We start from the raw sequence: 15,086 nt of genomic DNA on the forward strand, positions 1-15,086 counted from the left end.
GGAGCAACGCTCTATCCGTGTCCTGGCTCCCAAGGTTTCGTTCACCACGTCATTATACCGGGCCGAAACGGGGGCTGGGCTAGATCGACCGCAGGAACGCGCCTTGCTTGAAGGGGCGCACCGGAGACCTGCATGCCCGAAACGCTACAGATCGAGGTCGTCAAGGCGGCCCAGCTGACGGTCGCCGACCGGGTGCTGTGGCGCGCCATGGTCGAGGCCAACCCCGATCTGGCCAGCCCCTATTTCCGCTGGGAGTTCACCGAGATTGCGGCCCGCATCAGCCCGGACGCCGCCGTCGCGATTCTGTCGAAGGGCGGTCGCACCATCGGCTATTTCCCGCACCAGCGGCGCGGTTCGGCGATCCAGCCGCTCGGCGCGCCTATGAACGACTACCACGGCGTCATCGCCATGCCGGGCGAGGCGCCGTCGCTGGCGACCGTCGCGGCCCTGCTGAACGCCCCTCGCCTGAACGTCTCGGCCTGGGTCGGGCCGTCGGGCGCCGGAGAGCTACGCGAGACCCTGATGACCGTCACGCCCGAGGAGGGTTACGACGCCTGGTACGCCGAGCGTCGCTCGACCTGGGGCAAATACTTCAAGGACAAGGAGCGCGCCCGTCGCAGCCTGGAGACCGAGCTGGGGCCGATCCGCGTCGAGCGCGATCTGCGCGACCCGGCTCTGCTGGACCAACTGATTCAGTTGAAGCGGGACCAGTACGCCCGCACCAACCGCCACGACATCTTCGCCTGCGGCTGGACCCGCGATCTGCTGCACGCACTGATGGCCTCGGAGCACGAGGACTTCGGCGCCTCCATGGCCGCTCTGTGGGCCGGAGACCGCCTGACGGCGATCGAATATTCGCTGCACGCCGGCGACCGCTACCATTTCTGGTTCCCCGCCTATGTGCCCGAACTGGCGCGCTGTTCGCCGGGCATCCTGCTGACGATGGACACGATGCGGCTGGGTTGCGCGGCCGGCTTCCGCGTCTTCGACTTCGGCTTCGGCGGCGAGGGCTACAAGAAGTATTTCTGCAACGCGACCCAGTCGGTCCGCGAGGCCGTCATCCTGAAGCCGGGCGTCGGGTCGATGCTGTCGGACGCAGCCGTGGGCCTGCTGAACACGGCTGGCGGCAAGGGCGAACGCTTGCGGACCAGCGTGCGCCGTCGCTGGGCCGCCATCGAGGCCTGCGAGACGACACCCGCCAACCGCCTGATGGGCGCGGTCGTCGCCGCCGGTGCGGCCATGAAGAAGGTGGGCGGCGCGCGCCACGCCGCCTGATCGAGATGAGCATGATCCAGAACACGCGCCCTCAAGGCCTGGGCCGCCGCACCCGCTATCCCGGCCCGATCGCCCAGGCCGCGAAACACCCCCACGCCCTGGTCGACCAGGGCTTCGCCACGGACGAGGCCCTGGCCGAGATCCTGCACCGCTATCCGGCCGAACTGTTCGACATCAACCTCTACGACTACGACGACGAGGGTCAGGTCTCGCTTCGCACCGGCGCACGCGGCGGCCTGTCGGGCGACCAGCTTCTCGCGGCGATCCAGGCCGGACGGCTGTGGGTCAACCTGCGCCAGGCCGAGGCCGGGTGTCCCGACCTTTGGCACGCGGCCATGGGTGAGTTCAGGAAGATCCAGGCCACCTATCCCGGCATGAAGGCCGTGACCAACGCCGGCCAGCTGATCATCTCGTCACCGGTCGCCAAGGTGCCGTATCATTTCGACGCCGCCGGGGTGGTCCTGTTCCACCTGCGGGGCCGCAAGCGCCTCTTTATATATCCGGGCGACGAAGCCCATCTGCCCGAGAAGGCGATGGAACAGGTCGTGGCCCGCCAGACGACCGAGGAACTGCCCTACACCCGCGCCTTCGAAGCGGACGCCCAGGTCATGGACCTGGAACCGGGCGAGGCCCTGACCTGGCCCCTCTATGCGCCCCACCGGGTCGAGAACCTCGACAAGTTCTGCGTCAGCCTGTCGATGGACTTCCAGACCTGGCCCACGCGGTTCCGCAACGGCGCCATCTACACCAATGCCGTGATCCGCAGCCGGGGAGGGCGCCCGCGCTTCACCGATACCATGTCGACGCCCGAGCTGGCCGCCCGCTGGGCCGCCTCACTGGCGCTGCGCCGCGTCGGCGGTCTGAAGAGCCGGATCGAGCATTTCGAGCGGGATTTCACGCCTGAAGCCGGGGCTGCCGACGGGGCAGGGGCCTTACAGAACTGACAGGTTTGTCCCTCCCACTCGGGGGAGGGTGGTCGCGCAGCGACCGGGTGGGGGCGGCCGGTGAGACGGACAAAGGCCTGTGGGTCTGACTTTGCCGCCCCCACCCGACCTCCGCTTCGCTCCGGCCACCCTCCCCCGGAGTGGGAGGGAGACGTCCTGCTCAGGTGAATTCGAGGTCATGACGTCGAGTTAAACTGACTTCCGTTCACCGCAGGGTCAGGTTCGTCTCAAGCCTTGGAGAGGAACCCACGTCATGAAAGCCCCCGCCTTTAAGATTGGCGCCACCGCCGCAGCATCCGTCGCCCTGCTGGCCGCCCTCGGCGCCGCAGCCCCGGCATCGGCCGCCGACCGCGAAGTCCGCATTCGCTACGCCGCCGCCCGCGTGGTGGTCATCGTCGAGAACCGCAGCGATATCGCCGTCGAGATCGAGCCCGGCTCCGGCGGCCTGCCCCTGCCGACAGTGACCCGCAACGGCGACGAGGTCCGCATCAACGGCAACCTCGGCCGCAACGCCTTCCGCCGCTGCGAAAGCGGCCCCGCCGACGCCCGCCAGCCGGGGGAGGGCGCCTCGGTCGAGGTCCGCCGCCACGGCCGGGTGAATCTCGAGGCCGCCCCCCTGATCGTCATCCGCACCCCACCCGCCGTCGACGTCTCGACCGAGCAATCGGCCGTCTTCGGCTCCATCGGTCGCGGCGCGACCTCGATCGAACTGGGCAGCGGCGGCTGCGGCGACTGGACCGTGGCCAACACCTCAGGCGCGTCCGACCTCTCGATCGGCGGTTCGGGGAATATCCGCGCCGGAACCTCGCGCAGCCTCGACGCCTCCATCGGCGGCTCGGGCAACATCACGGCCGGTGCCACCGGCGATCTGGAAGCCGCCATCGGGGGCTCGGGCACGATCATCGTCACCAGCGCCTCGGGCAAGGTCGACGCGGCGATCGGCGGCTCGGGCGACATCCGCGTCAACGGCGGCCGACCCGTCGAGGTCGATGCGGCCATCGGTGGATCGGGCGACATCACCATCACCGGCGACGCCGGCCCGCTGGACGCCTCCATCGCCGGCTCGGGCAACATCACCGTGACCGGTACGGTCGCCAGCCTCGACGCCAGCCTGGTCGGCGGCGGCGATGTCCGCGTCGCTCGGGTCCTGGGCTCGGTGTCCCAGTCTGTCATGGGCGGCGGCCGAGTGAGAATCGGCAACTGAGTCTCCTGAACTCGGTCTGCTGAAAGCGACGGCCCGGGCGAGTGGAACCGCCCGGGCCGTCTTGCCGTCCAGTTTCCTGAACATCCCCTTCGGAGCCACAGAAAGTCGTATGGATCGCGCCCGAGCCGCTTGACCAAATCGGAATCAATCGGCATAAGCGCCAACTCTTGTTGGACTGGCTGTGCGGGCAACCGCAGACGCAGTTCGCAGGAACGACCTAAGCGCCTGTTCTTTGCAGCTTCTTGGGACTTCATGGCCTTCGCGGGGGACTGCGTGGGCCAATCGTTTTTGCGAAGTGCGTACCTGAAGGGTCTCGACCCTTGGGCTCCGGTCTTTGAAATGGTTCACAGGACGCAGGTTCGCCTGCTTGGGAAATACGACCGATATGGATCAAAGCATCCGCATCAGGCTCAAGGCCTTCGATCACCGCGTCCTCGACTTTTCGACGCGCGAAATCGTGAATACGGCCAAGCGCACGGGCGCCACAGTTCGTGGTCCGATCCCGCTGCCGACCCTGATCGAAAAGTTCACCGTGAACCGCTCGCCGCATGTCGACAAGAAGTCGCGCGAGCAGTTTGAAATCCGCACGCACAAGCGTGTCCTCGACATCGTCGACCCCACCCCGCAGACCGTGGACGCGCTCATGAAGCTCGACCTGTCCGCCGGCGTGGACGTCGAGATCAAGATCTAAAGAAACAAAGGCGGGATCCGATAATGCGCACGGGCGTGATCGCCAAGAAGCTGGGCATGACCCGCGTGTTCGCCGAAGACGGCGCGCACGTTCCGGTCACTGTGCTTCAGCTCGACGACTGTCAGGTCGTCGGCCAACGCACTCAGGAGCGGGACGGCTACGTCGCCCTGCAGCTGGGCGCCGGGGCCAAGAAGGCAAAAAATACGAACAAAGCTCAACGCACGACCTTCGCTGCTGCGGAAGTCGAGCCGAAGCACGTCGTCATGGAGTTCCGCGTGTCGGACGACGCCATGATCGACGTCGGAGCGACCCTGTCGGCCGACCACTTCGTCGTCGGCCAGAAGGTCGATGTCCAGGCCGAGACGATCGGTAAGGGCTTCGCCGGCGCCATGAAGCGCTGGAACTTCGGAGGTCTGCGGGCCACCCACGGCGTTTCGCTGTCGCACCGTTCGCACGGTTCGACCGGCCAGCGTCAGGATCCGGGCAAGACCTTCAAGGGCAAGAAGATGGCCGGTCACTACGGGACCGAGATCGTCACCACCCAGAACCTCACCATCGTCCGTGTCGACGCCGAGCGCGGCCTGATCCTGGTCAAGGGCGCTGTCCCCGGCCACGAAGGCTCGTGGGTCAAGGTCCGCGACGCGCACAAGAAGCCGTCCGCCGATCTGCCGTTCCCGGGTTCGTTCAAGACCAAGGGCGCTGCTGCAGCCGCTCCGGCCGAAACGCCTGCTGAAGAGCCGGCAGCGGTCGAAACCGTCGAAGGCGGTGAAGCATGAAACTTTCGAGCATCAACCTCGACGGCAAGGCCCTGGGCGACGTTGAACTGTCGGACGCCGTCTTCGGCATCACCGACATTCGCGGCGACCTGCTGGCCCGCTACGTCAACTGGCAGCTGGCCAAGCGCCGCTCCGGCACCCACAAGGTTCAAACCCGCAACGAGAACTCTCGGACGGGCAAGAAGATGTACAAGCAGAAGGGCACCGGCGGCGCTCGTCACGGTTCGCGCCGTGCACCGCAGTTCGTCGGCGGTTCGCGCGCCTTCGGCCCGGTCGTTCGTGATCACGGCTTCGACCTTCCCAAGAAGGTCCGCGCCCTGGCTCTGCGCCACGCCCTGTCGTCCAAGGCCAAGAGCGGCGACCTCGTCGTGGTCGACGCCCTGACGGTCAAGGACGCCAAGACCTCGGCTCTGCGCGAGACCTTCGGCAAGCTGGGCTGGACCCGCACGCTGATCATCGCCGGACCGGAAGTCGACGAGAACTTCGCCCTGGCTTCGCGGAACATCCCGCAGATCCACGTGCTGCCGAACGCCGGCCTGAATGTCTATGACATCCTGCGCGCCGACAAACTGGTGCTCTCGAAGGCGGCCGTTGAAGCCATCGAAGCCCGCTACGCCGACATGAAGCCGTCGCGTCGCGAGCAAGCCGAGAAGGACGCCGCATAATGGCTGCCCAACCCACCGCCAAACACTACGACACCATCCTGTCGCCGATCATCACCGAGAAGGCGACGATCCTGTCGGAGCAAAACAAGGTCGTGTTCCGCGTTGCCGGAACCTCGACCAAGGACGAGATCGCCGCTGCGGTCGAAAGCCTGTTCAAGGTCAACGTCCTGAAGGTCAACACCCTGGTTCAAAAGGGCAAGACCAAGCGCTTCCGCGGCATCATGGGCCGTCGGGTCGACATCAAAAAAGCGATCGTGACGCTGGCTGACGGCCAGTCGATCGACGTCACGACGGGGCTCTAATCAGATGGCCTTGAAATCATACAATCCGACTTCGCCGGGCCGTCGCGCCCTGGTGCTGATCGACCGCTCGGAACTGCACAAGGGCCGTCCCGAGAAGTCGCTGACCGAAGGCCTGACCAAGTCGGGCGGCCGGGGCGCCGGTGGTCGTATCGCGGTCCGCTTCCGCGGCGGCGGCGCCAAGCGCCTGTACCGCAAGATCGACTTCAAGCGTCGCAAGTTCCAGACGGCGACCGTCGAGCGGCTGGAGTACGACCCCAACCGCACCGCCTTCATCGCCCTCATCACCTATGAGGACGGCGAAAAGGCCTACATCATCGCGCCGCAACGCCTGAAGGCGGGCGACACGATCGTGGCCGGCGACAAGACGGACGTTAAGCCTGGCAACGCCATGCCGCTCCGCTCGATCCCCGTCGGCACCATCATCCACTGCGTGGAAATGAAGCCGGGCAAGGGCGCTCAGCTGGCCCGTTCGGCCGGCGCCTACGCCCAGCTGGTGGGTCGCGATCAGGGCTACGCCCAGATCCGCCTCGGCTCGGGCGAGCTGCGCATGGTTCTGGACGGCTGCATGGCCACGGTGGGCGCCGTTTCGAACGCCGACCACATGAACCAGAACCTCGGCAAGGCCGGTCGCGTTCGTCACATGGGCTTCCGTCCGCACGTTCGCGGCGTCGCCATGAACCCCGTCGATCACCCGCACGGTGGTGGTGAAGGCAAGACCTCTGGTGGTCGTACCCCGGTTACGCCGTGGGGCAAGGACACCAAGGGCACCCGCACCCGCAAGAACAAGGCGACGGACAAATACATCATCCGTACCCGCCACGTTAAGAAGGCTCGCTAAAGATGGCTCGTTCCTCCTGGAAAGGCCCGTTTGTCGACGGGTATCTGCTCAAGAAGGCCGACGCCGTTCAGACGTCGGGCCGCAAGGACGTGATCAAGACCTGGTCGCGCCGCTCCACCATCCTGCCGCAGTTCGTGGGCCTTACTTTTGGCGTCCACAACGGTCACAAGCACGTTCCCGTGCACGTGAACGAGGACATGGTCGGCATGAAGCTGGGCGAGTTCTCGCCCACCCGTTCGTTCCCCGGCCACGCCGCGGACAAGAAGGCGAAGCGGAAGTAAGATGCCAAAGACCAACAACACCCGTCGCGTCGGCGAGACCGAAGCCCGCGCCAAGCTGACGAACGTCCGGATCAGCCCTCAGAAGCTGAACCTGGTCGCCGCCTCGATCCGCGGCATGCCTGTGCAGCGCGCGCTGAACGAGCTCGAGTTCAGCCGCAAGCGCATCTCGGACGACGTTCGCAAGGTCCTGTACTCGGCTGTTTCCAACGCCGAGAACAACCACAACCTCGACATCGACAACCTGATCGTGTCCGAGGCCTTCGTGGGCAAGAACCTGGTGATGAAGCGTTTCGCGAGCCGCGCTCGTGGTCGCTCGTCGCGTATCCTGAAACCGTTCAGCGAGATCACCATCGTGGTCCGTGAAGCCGGCGAGGCCGCCTGATATGGGTCACAAGATCAATCCGATCGGTCTGCGCCTCGGCGTGAACCGCACGTGGGACAGCCGCTGGTTCGCCGACGGCCCGACCTACGCTCGCCTTCTTCACCAGGACATCAAGCTTCGTACCTGGCTGAAAGAGCGCCTGAACGCCGCCGGCGTCTCGCGCATCATCATCGAGCGTCCGCACAAGAAGTGCCGTGTGACGATCTATGCCGCCCGTCCGGGTGTCGTGATCGGCAAGAAGGGCGCTGACATCGAGAAGCTGCGCAAGGACATCTCGGCCCGTACGGAAGGCGAAGTTCACCTGAACATCGTCGAAGTCCGCAAGCCGGAGACCGACGCCCAGCTGATCGCCGAGAACATCGCTCAGCAGCTGGAACGGCGGATCGCTTTCCGCCGCGCCATGAAGCGCTCGATGCAGTCGGCCATGCGTCTCGGTGCCAAGGGCGTTCGCATCAACGTCTCGGGTCGCCTCGGCGGCGCGGAAATCGCGCGGATGGAATGGTATCGCGAAGGTCGCGTGCCGCTTCACACCCTGCGCGCCGACATCGACTACGGCTTCATCGAAGCCAAGACGACCTACGGCATCATCGGCGTCAAAGTCTGGGTGTTCAAAGGTGAAGTGCTCGAGCACGACCCGATGGCACAGGACAAGCGCTGGGCTCTGGAAGCCGCTGGTCCGTCGTCCAACGAAGGCCGCGAACGTGGTGGCCCGCGCGGTGACCGTGGTCCCCGCCGTGGCCGTGAGGGCTAAGGAAAATGCTGCAGCCTAAGAAAACCAAATACCGTAAGGCCTTCAAGGGCCGGATCCACGGTGCCGCCAAGGGTGGCTTCTCGCTGAACTTCGGTTCGTACGGCCTGAAGACCCTGGAGCCGGAACGCATCACCGCGCGTCAGATCGAAGCGGCCCGCCGCGCGATCACCCGCCAGATGAAGCGCCAGGGTCGTGTCTGGATCCGCGTCTTCCCCGACCTGCCCGTCACGGGCAAGCCGGCCGAAGTCCGGATGGGTAAGGGCAAGGGTGCCGTTGACCACTGGGCGGCGCGTTGCCACCCGGGCCGGATCCTGTTCGAAATCGACGGCGTCGCCGACGACGTGGCTCGCGAAGCCCTGCGTCTGGGCGCCGCCAAACTGCCGGTCCGCACCAAGGTGGTCACCCGCCTGGATGCCGGCATCGCGCATGTAGAGGCTGCCGCCTGATGACCAAGATCGCTGACCTTCGCTCGCAGACGAACGACCAGCTGGGCGACCAGCTGCTCTTGCTGAAGAAAGAGCAATTTAACCTGCGCTTCCAGGCGGCCACCGGCCAAATGGAAAAGACTCACCGCGTTGGTGAAGTTCGCAAAGACATCGCACGCATCTCCACGCTTCTGCGTGAGAAGCGTTCGGCCTCGTAAGGAAACACCATGCCCAAACGTATCCTGGAAGGTGTGGTTGTGTCCGACAAGGGCGACAAGACCGTCGTCGTCGTCGTCCAACGCACGCTGCTGCACCCGGTCATGAAAAAGATCGTGCGCCTGTCCAAAAAGTACCACGCTCACGACGAGGCGAACGCCTTCAAAGAAGGCGACATCGCCCGCATCGTCGAGTGCGCCCCCAAGTCCAAGCTGAAGCGCTGGGAGGTCCTGTCCAAGGATGCTCCGGCCTCGGCCTCGTAATCAGAAGGATCTGACACTATGATCCAGATGCAAACTAACCTGGAAGTGGCCGATAATTCGGGCGCCCGCCGGGTCATGTGCATCAAGGTGCTCGGCGGCGCTAAGCGTCGCTACGCCTCGGTCGGAGACACCATCGTCGCAGCCGTCAAGGAAGCCATTCCTCGCGGTCGCGTCAAAAAGGGTGAAGTGGTTCGCGCCATCGTCGTGCGCACCGCCAAGGACATCCAGCGCAAGGACGGTTCCGTCATTCGCTTCGACAAGTCCGCAGCCGTCATCGTCAACAAGCAGAACGAGCCGGTCGGCACGCGGATCTTTGGCCCGGTTCCTCGCGAACTGCGTGCCAAGAACCACATGAAGATCATCTCGCTGGCCCCGGAGGTCCTGTAACCATGGCCGCCAAGATCAAAAAAGGCGACCGCGTCGTCGTCCTGACCGGCAAGGACAAGGGCCGCACCGGTGAAGTCACCAAGGTGCTGCCGACCGAAAACCGCGTCCTGGTTCAGGGCGTGAACATGGTCCAGCGCCACACCCGTCCGTCCCAGGGTGACCCCCAGGGCGGCATCAAGAACAAGGAAGCCACGCTTCACCTGTCGAACGTCGCGATCGCCGACGCCAACGGCAAGGCGAGCCGCGTCGGCTTCCGCATGGAAGGCGACAAGAAGGTTCGCTTCGCCAAGACGACTGGAGACGTCATCTGATGGCCGATACCAAATACACCCCGCGTCTCAAGACCGAGTACGCCGAGCGCATCAAGGGCGTGATGACCGAGAAGTTCGGTTACACCAACCCGATGCAGATGCCGAAGCTGGACAAGATCGTCCTGAACATGGGCATCGGTGAAGCTGTCGCCGACTCCAAGAAGGCCAATGCGGCCCTCAAGGATCTGACGCAGATCGCCGGCCAGAAGGCGGTTGCCACCAAGGCCCGCAACTCCATCGCCGGCTTCAAGCTGCGCGAAGGCATGATCATCGGCGGCAAGGTCACCCTCCGCGGCGACCAGATGTACGAGTTCCTCGACCGTCTGATCACGATCGCCCTGCCGCGCGTGAAGGACTTCCGTGGCCTGAAGCCGACGTCGTTCGACGGTCGCGGCAACTACGCCATGGGTCTGAAGGAGCACATCGTGTTCCCGGAGATCAACTACGACCAGATCGACCAGATGTGGGGCATGGACATCATCGTCTGCACCACGGCCAGGACTGACGACGAGGCGCGCGCGCTTCTGACCGAGTTCAAGTTCCCGTTCATCAAGAACTGATCGGGAAGGGAAAAGCAAAATGGCAAAGAAAAGCGCCGTAAACCGCAACGAGATGGTCAAGGCCATGGTTGCGAAGTATGCCGCGAAGCGGGCCGCCCTCAAGGCGACCGCCAACGACGAGAGCCTGCCTCTGGAAGAGCGTTTCGACGCTCGCCTGAAGCTGGCCGAGCTGCCGCGTAACTCGGCCGCCGTCCGTATCCGTAACCGCTGCGAGGTGACGGGCCGTCCGCGCGCCTTTTATCGCAAGCTCAAGATGAGCCGGATCGCCCTGCGTGAACTCGGCAACCTGGGACAGATCCCGGGCCTGACGAAGTCCAGCTGGTAAGGGGAGCGACAGACATGATGATCAACGATCCCCTGAGCGACATGATCGCTCGCATGAAGAACGCAGCCATGCGCAAGCGTTCGAAAGTGCTCACCCCGGCCTCCCGTCTGCGCCAGCGCGTCCTCGACGTGCTGCAGGACGAAGGCTACATCCGCGGCTATTCGCTGGTTCAGAACCCCGGCGAGTTCCCGCAGTTCGAGATCGAGCTCAAGTACTTCGACGGCCAGCCGGTCATCGCTGAAATCGCTCGCGTGTCCAAGCCGGGCCGCCGCGTCTATTCCGCGATCACCGACCTGAAGCCGGTCAAGAACGGCCTGGGCATCTCGATCCTTTCGACTTCGAAGGGCGTCATGTCCGACGCCGCCGCTCGCGACGCCAACGTCGGCGGCGAAGTCCTCTGCAGGGTCTACTAAAGATGTCCCGTATCGGAAAACGTCCCATCACCGTGCCGAAAGGCGTGACCGTCACCATCGACGGCCAGCTCGTGACCGTGAAAGGCCCCAAGGCCGAACGTTCGTGGACTGTCGCTGACGAAGTCGAAGTCACCCAGGAAAACGGCGAAATCAACCTGGCGATCCGCGCCGACACCCAGCGCGCTCGCGCGATGTGGGGTCTGTCGCGCACGCTGCTCGACAACATGGTTGTCGGCGTCACGGACGGCTTCGAGCGCACGCTCGAGCTGGTCGGCGTCGGTTACCGCGCCGCCCTGAAGGGCAACGACCTGTCGCTGCAACTGGGCTTCTCGCACGAAGTCGACGTCAAGGCTCCGGCCGGCGTCACCTTCGCTGTGCCTAAGCAGACCGAGATCAAGATCTCGGGCCCGGACAAGCAGGTCGTCGGCGAACTGGCCGCGAACATCCGCAAGCTGCGTCCGCCGGAGCCCTACAAGGGCAAGGGCGTCCGTTATGCGGGCGAGAAGGTCCGTCGCAAGGAAGGCAAGAAGAAGTAAGTCATGGCTCTTTCTCTGCAACAACAAGCCAAGAAGCGCACCGAGCGCAACCGCCGTCGCCTCAAGGCGATGGGCAACGGTCGCCTGCGCCTGTCCGTGCACCGCTCGGACAAGAACATTTCGGCCCAGGTCATCGACGACCTCAAGGGCATCACGGTGGCTTCCGCCTCGTCGCTGGAAGGCGACAAGGCCGGCACCTCCAAGGGCTCCAACGTCGAGGCCGCCGCTGCGATCGGCAAGCTGGTCGCCCAGCGCGCCATCGAGAAGGGCGTCACCGAAGTGGTCTTCGACCGCGGTGGCTACATCTATCACGGACGGGTGAAGGCGCTGGCGGATGCCGCGCGTGAAGCCGGCCTGAACTTCTAAGGACCGCACAGATGGCACAAGCCCCTCAGCGTGGCGGCGGCGGCAACGACCGCAATCGTCGCGACAATCGCAACGGCCCCGTCGCCGATGGTCCGGATTCGGACATCGTCGAAAAGCTGGTCCACATCAACCGCGTCGCGGCTACCGTCAAAGGCGGCCGTCGCTTCTCCTTCGCAGCCCTGATGGTCGTCGGTGACGGCAAGGGTCGCGTCGGTTTCGGTCACGGCAAGGCGCGCGAAGTGCCGGAAGCCATCCGCAAGGCGACCGAAGAAGCCAAGAAGACGATGATCCGCGTTCCCCTGCGTGAGAACCGCACCCTGCACCACGACGGCAACGGCCGTTGGGGCGCCGGCAAGATCATGGTCCGCGCTGCCCCTCCGGGAACCGGCGTGATCGCGGGCGGTCCGATGCGCGCCGTGCTGGAAACCCTCGGCGTCCAGGACGTCGTGGCCAAGTCCACCGGTTCGTCGAACCCCTACAACATGATCCGTGCGACGTTCGAGGCGCTGAAAGTCCAGTCCTCGCCGCGCCAGGTCGCTTCGAAGCGTGGCAAGAAGGTCTCCGACCTGATGGGCCGCCGCAACGACGGCGCCTCGGCTCCGGTCGATGCCGAAGTCGTGGAGTCCTAAGTCATGGCTGAGAAGAAAACCCTCATCGTCAAGCAGACCGGTTCGCCGATCCGCCGCAAGAACGACCAGCGCGCCACCCTGGTGGGCCTGGGTCTGAACCGCATGGGCCGCGAGTCCACGCTGGAAGACACCCCCTCGGTTCGCGGGATGATCGCCAAGGTCGCCCACCTGACCGAGATCGTCGAGAAGTAAGAGGCCTGACCCTTCTCCCTCTCGGGGGAGAAGGTGGCCCGTAAGGGCCGGATGAGGGGGCTGCTTGATGCAGACTCCCTCATTGTCGTATAGGGCGACCGCGGATCGAGCCCCCTCATCCGTCTCGCTCCGCGAGCCACCTTCTCCCCCGAGGGGAGAAGGACAATTAACCAGCCGAGTCCGCTGTTCTCAGCGGGCGCTAGCACCCGAAAGGATCAGGCACATGAAACTGAACGAAATTCGCGACAACGAAGGCGCCCACAAGAAGCGTATGCGCGTCGGCCGCGGCCCGGGTTCGGGCAAGGGCAAGACCGCCGGTCGCGGCGTCAAGGGTCAGAAGTCGCGTTCGGGCGTCGCCATCGGCGGCTTCGAGGGCGGCCAGATGCCGCTCTACATGCGTATGCCTAAGCGCGGCTTCAACAACCCGAACGCGCTGAAGCTGGCCGAAGTGAACCTGTGGCGCCTGCAGGACGCCATCGACGCCAGCAAGCTGGACGCCAAGGGTGAGATCAAGGGCGACGCCCTGGTCGCCGCCGGCGTGATCCGTCGTGTCAAGGACGGCGTCCGTCTGCTGGGCACCGGCGAGCTGAAGTCCGCCCTGACGCTGGTCGTCTGGTCGGCCACGGCCGGCGCCAAGAAGGCCATCGAAGCCGCCGGCGGCTCGGTCGTCGAACAGCGCATCGAAGCCGAAGCCAAGGCTGCTGCGCGCGTCGAGAAGCGCAATGCCGCCAAGGGCAAGGTCCCCGCTGCCAAGGCTCCCCGTGGCGACGCCAACAAGATCTCGGCCCGCACGACCCGTACCGCCGCCAAGGCCTAATCCAATAAAGCTTGAGGGGCGGTCTCGCTAAGGGGCCGCCCTTCGCCTATCTGGACGAAGGCGTCGGATTCGGAACACGGATCGGGCGCCGCGTACTGACAAGTCGGGGTAACGACATATGGCTTCGGCCGCCGAACAACTCGCCGCCAATATGAACATGGGCTCGTTCGCGAAAGCGACCGAGCTTCACAAGCGTCTGCTGTTCACGCTTGGCGCGCTTCTCGTCTATCGCATTGGCACCTATGTGCCGATTCCGGGCATCAACTCCGCCGCCTTCCTGCAGTTCTTCCAGGACCCGGACGGACAGCGCGGCGTCCTGGACATGTTCAACATGTTCTCGGGCGGCGCCGTGGAACGGATGGCCGTCTTCGCGCTGAACGTGACGCCCTACATCTCGGCCTCGATCATCGTGCAACTGATGGGCAGCGTGTATCCGCCCTGGGAGAAGCTGAAGAAGGAAGGCGGCGAAAGCGGCCGCAAGCAGCTTAACCAGTACACCCGTTACCTGACGGTGTTCCTGGCTCTGGCGCAGTCGTTCGGCATCGCGGCGGGCCTCAACGCCCAGCCCGGCCTGATCGACGAGCCCGGCGTCTTCTTCATCGCCACCACGGTCGTCTCCCTGACGGGCGGCACCATGTTCCTGATGTGGCTGGGTGAGCAGGTGACGGCGCGAGGCGTCGGCAACGGCATCTCGCTGATCATTTTCGCCGGTATCGTCGCGGTACTGCCAGGCACGATCGCCCGGATGCTGGGTCTGGCCCAGCAGGGTCAGATGTCGGCCTTCGCCCTTCTGTTCCTGGCCGTCCTGGCCGTCGCGACCGTCGTCTTCATCGTCTTCATGGAACGGGCTCAGCGTCGTCTGCTGATCCAGTATCCGAAGCGCCAGGAAGGCAACCGGATGGCCGGCGGCGAACGCTCGTTCCTGCCGCTGAAGGTGAACACCGCCGGGGTCATCCCGCCGATCTTCGCCTCGTCGCTTCTGCTTCTGCCGACCACGGTCGCACAGATGACGGCGACCGCCGATCTTCCGGCCTGGATGAGCTGGCTGCCGCTCGTGACAGCCCAGCTGACCCACGGGCAGCCGCTGTTCATGGCGCTCTATGCCGCCCTGATCATCTTCTTCTGCTTCTTCTACACCTCGATCACCTTCAACCCGGAGGACACGGCCGAGAACCTGAGGAAGTACGGCGGCTTCCTGCCGGGCATCCGTCCGGGCAAGCGCACGGCGGAATATCTGGACTATGTCCTGACCCGCCTGACCGTGATCGGCGCCGCCTACATCACCGCCGTCTGCCTTCTGCCGGAGCTGATGGTCGCCCAGATGGGCAACAGCCTCTACTTCGGCGGCACCTCGATCCTGATCGTCGTGTCGGTGACCATGGACACGGTCGCGCAGATCCAGTCGCAACTGCTGGCTCACCAGTACGAAGGCCTGATCAAGAAGGCCAAGCTGCGTGGTCGTGGCGGTCGCGGCGCACCCGCGCCCGTTCGCCGCTAACATCCTTGGTGGGCTATCGCGCGTCGCGCGACTTGAGCC

The 15,086-nt window shown here is 65.0% G+C and carries 25 protein-coding genes; all 25 read left to right on the forward strand.

Annotation, left to right across the window (positions count from 1 at the left end):
- Window positions 1-132 precede the first annotated feature (132 nt).
- The 25 genes from ACW171_RS02565 to secY all read left to right on the forward strand — a co-directional run bounded on the left by ACW171_RS02565 (window position 133) and on the right by secY (window position 15,047).
- Window positions 133-1,275, forward strand: coding sequence for a GNAT family N-acetyltransferase (locus ACW171_RS02565; protein WP_492095543.1), 1,143 nt, complete (start codon window positions 133-135; stop codon window positions 1,273-1,275).
- 11 nt (window positions 1,276-1,286) lie between these two features.
- Entirely contained in the window at window positions 1,287-2,219 is a 933-nt protein-coding gene (locus tag ACW171_RS02570) for a cupin-like domain-containing protein (RefSeq protein ID WP_492095544.1), read from the forward strand.
- Between the two features lie 253 nt (window positions 2,220-2,472).
- On the forward strand, window positions 2,473-3,423 hold the full coding sequence (locus ACW171_RS02575; protein ID WP_492095545.1) for a GIN domain-containing protein: 951 nt from the start codon (window positions 2,473-2,475) through the stop codon (window positions 3,421-3,423).
- Window positions 3,424-3,808: 385 nt separating this feature from the next.
- Window positions 3,809-4,114: a 30S ribosomal protein S10 gene (gene rpsJ / locus ACW171_RS02580; protein WP_003164367.1), complete on the forward strand. Its 306-nt coding sequence runs from the start codon at window positions 3,809-3,811 to the stop codon at window positions 4,112-4,114.
- A 23-nt stretch (window positions 4,115-4,137) separates the two neighbouring features.
- Window positions 4,138-4,890 carry a 50S ribosomal protein L3 gene (gene rplC / locus ACW171_RS02585; RefSeq protein ID WP_492095546.1) on the forward strand — a complete coding sequence of 251 codons (753 nt, stop codon included), beginning with the start codon at window positions 4,138-4,140 and terminating at the stop codon, window positions 4,888-4,890.
- Complete coding sequence (gene rplD / locus ACW171_RS02590) at window positions 4,887-5,555, forward strand: 50S ribosomal protein L4 (protein WP_492095547.1); 669 nt, start codon at window positions 4,887-4,889, stop codon at window positions 5,553-5,555. Before rplC ends, rplD begins: the two co-directional genes overlap by 4 nt.
- Window positions 5,555-5,857 (forward strand): 50S ribosomal protein L23, encoded by a 303-nt coding sequence (locus ACW171_RS02595; RefSeq protein WP_298158548.1) that lies wholly within the window; start codon window positions 5,555-5,557, stop codon window positions 5,855-5,857. Before rplD ends, ACW171_RS02595 begins: the two co-directional genes overlap by 1 nt.
- 4 nt (window positions 5,858-5,861) lie before the next feature.
- Window positions 5,862-6,695 (forward strand): 50S ribosomal protein L2, encoded by an 834-nt coding sequence (gene rplB, locus ACW171_RS02600; RefSeq protein WP_492095548.1) that lies wholly within the window; start codon window positions 5,862-5,864, stop codon window positions 6,693-6,695.
- Between the two features lie 2 nt (window positions 6,696-6,697).
- A complete protein-coding gene (rpsS, locus tag ACW171_RS02605; RefSeq protein ID WP_271146908.1) occupies window positions 6,698-6,976 on the forward strand; it encodes a 30S ribosomal protein S19 in 279 nt (92 codons plus the stop codon).
- Window position 6,977: 1 nt separating this feature from the next.
- Complete coding sequence (rplV, locus tag ACW171_RS02610; protein WP_492095549.1) at window positions 6,978-7,358, forward strand: 50S ribosomal protein L22; 381 nt, start codon at window positions 6,978-6,980, stop codon at window positions 7,356-7,358.
- Between the two features lies 1 nt (window position 7,359).
- Window positions 7,360-8,109, forward strand: a complete 750-nt coding sequence (gene rpsC, locus ACW171_RS02615) for a 30S ribosomal protein S3 (protein WP_492095550.1) — start codon at window positions 7,360-7,362, stop codon at window positions 8,107-8,109.
- Between the two features lie 5 nt (window positions 8,110-8,114).
- Window positions 8,115-8,555, forward strand: coding sequence for a 50S ribosomal protein L16 (rplP, locus tag ACW171_RS02620; RefSeq protein ID WP_492095551.1), 441 nt, complete (start codon window positions 8,115-8,117; stop codon window positions 8,553-8,555).
- On the forward strand, window positions 8,555-8,752 hold the full coding sequence (gene rpmC / locus ACW171_RS02625; protein WP_492095552.1) for a 50S ribosomal protein L29: 198 nt from the start codon (window positions 8,555-8,557) through the stop codon (window positions 8,750-8,752). Before rplP ends, rpmC begins: the two co-directional genes overlap by 1 nt.
- A 9-nt stretch (window positions 8,753-8,761) precedes the next feature.
- Entirely contained in the window at window positions 8,762-9,013 is a 252-nt protein-coding gene (gene rpsQ / locus ACW171_RS02630) for a 30S ribosomal protein S17 (RefSeq protein ID WP_492095553.1), read from the forward strand.
- A gap of 18 nt (window positions 9,014-9,031) precedes the next feature.
- Window positions 9,032-9,400, forward strand: coding sequence for a 50S ribosomal protein L14 (gene rplN, locus ACW171_RS02635; RefSeq protein WP_421731331.1), 369 nt, complete (start codon window positions 9,032-9,034; stop codon window positions 9,398-9,400).
- A 2-nt stretch (window positions 9,401-9,402) separates the two neighbouring features.
- Window positions 9,403-9,711 carry a 50S ribosomal protein L24 gene (gene rplX, locus ACW171_RS02640; protein WP_492095554.1) on the forward strand — a complete coding sequence of 103 codons (309 nt, stop codon included), beginning with the start codon at window positions 9,403-9,405 and terminating at the stop codon, window positions 9,709-9,711.
- Window positions 9,711-10,271, forward strand: coding sequence for a 50S ribosomal protein L5 (gene rplE / locus ACW171_RS02645; protein ID WP_492095555.1), 561 nt, complete (start codon window positions 9,711-9,713; stop codon window positions 10,269-10,271). Before rplX ends, rplE begins: the two co-directional genes overlap by 1 nt.
- A 19-nt stretch (window positions 10,272-10,290) precedes the next feature.
- Window positions 10,291-10,596 carry a 30S ribosomal protein S14 gene (gene rpsN, locus ACW171_RS02650; RefSeq protein ID WP_298158567.1) on the forward strand — a complete coding sequence of 102 codons (306 nt, stop codon included), beginning with the start codon at window positions 10,291-10,293 and terminating at the stop codon, window positions 10,594-10,596.
- Window positions 10,597-10,610: 14 nt separating this feature from the next.
- Entirely contained in the window at window positions 10,611-11,009 is a 399-nt protein-coding gene (rpsH, locus tag ACW171_RS02655) for a 30S ribosomal protein S8 (RefSeq protein WP_271085879.1), read from the forward strand.
- Window positions 11,010-11,011: 2 nt separating this feature from the next.
- Window positions 11,012-11,545, forward strand: coding sequence for a 50S ribosomal protein L6 (gene rplF / locus ACW171_RS02660; RefSeq protein WP_492095556.1), 534 nt, complete (start codon window positions 11,012-11,014; stop codon window positions 11,543-11,545).
- A 3-nt stretch (window positions 11,546-11,548) separates the two neighbouring features.
- The gene (gene rplR, locus ACW171_RS02665; RefSeq protein WP_492095557.1) at window positions 11,549-11,911 is read left to right on the forward strand and encodes a 50S ribosomal protein L18; all 363 of its coding nucleotides are present in this window, start codon (window positions 11,549-11,551) and stop codon (window positions 11,909-11,911) included.
- Between the two features lie 11 nt (window positions 11,912-11,922).
- Entirely contained in the window at window positions 11,923-12,540 is a 618-nt protein-coding gene (gene rpsE / locus ACW171_RS02670) for a 30S ribosomal protein S5 (protein WP_492095558.1), read from the forward strand.
- A 3-nt stretch (window positions 12,541-12,543) separates the two neighbouring features.
- Window positions 12,544-12,732: a 50S ribosomal protein L30 gene (gene rpmD / locus ACW171_RS02675; protein ID WP_492095559.1), complete on the forward strand. Its 189-nt coding sequence runs from the start codon at window positions 12,544-12,546 to the stop codon at window positions 12,730-12,732.
- Window positions 12,733-12,955: 223 nt separating this feature from the next.
- Window positions 12,956-13,549 carry a 50S ribosomal protein L15 gene (gene rplO, locus ACW171_RS02680; protein ID WP_492095560.1) on the forward strand — a complete coding sequence of 198 codons (594 nt, stop codon included), beginning with the start codon at window positions 12,956-12,958 and terminating at the stop codon, window positions 13,547-13,549.
- 118 nt (window positions 13,550-13,667) lie between these two features.
- Window positions 13,668-15,047, forward strand: coding sequence for a preprotein translocase subunit SecY (gene secY, locus ACW171_RS02685; RefSeq protein ID WP_492095561.1), 1,380 nt, complete (start codon window positions 13,668-13,670; stop codon window positions 15,045-15,047).
- Window positions 15,048-15,086: the final 39 nt, after the last annotated feature.

It is taken from the genome of Brevundimonas sp. FV1ye28 (assembly GCF_058681135.1).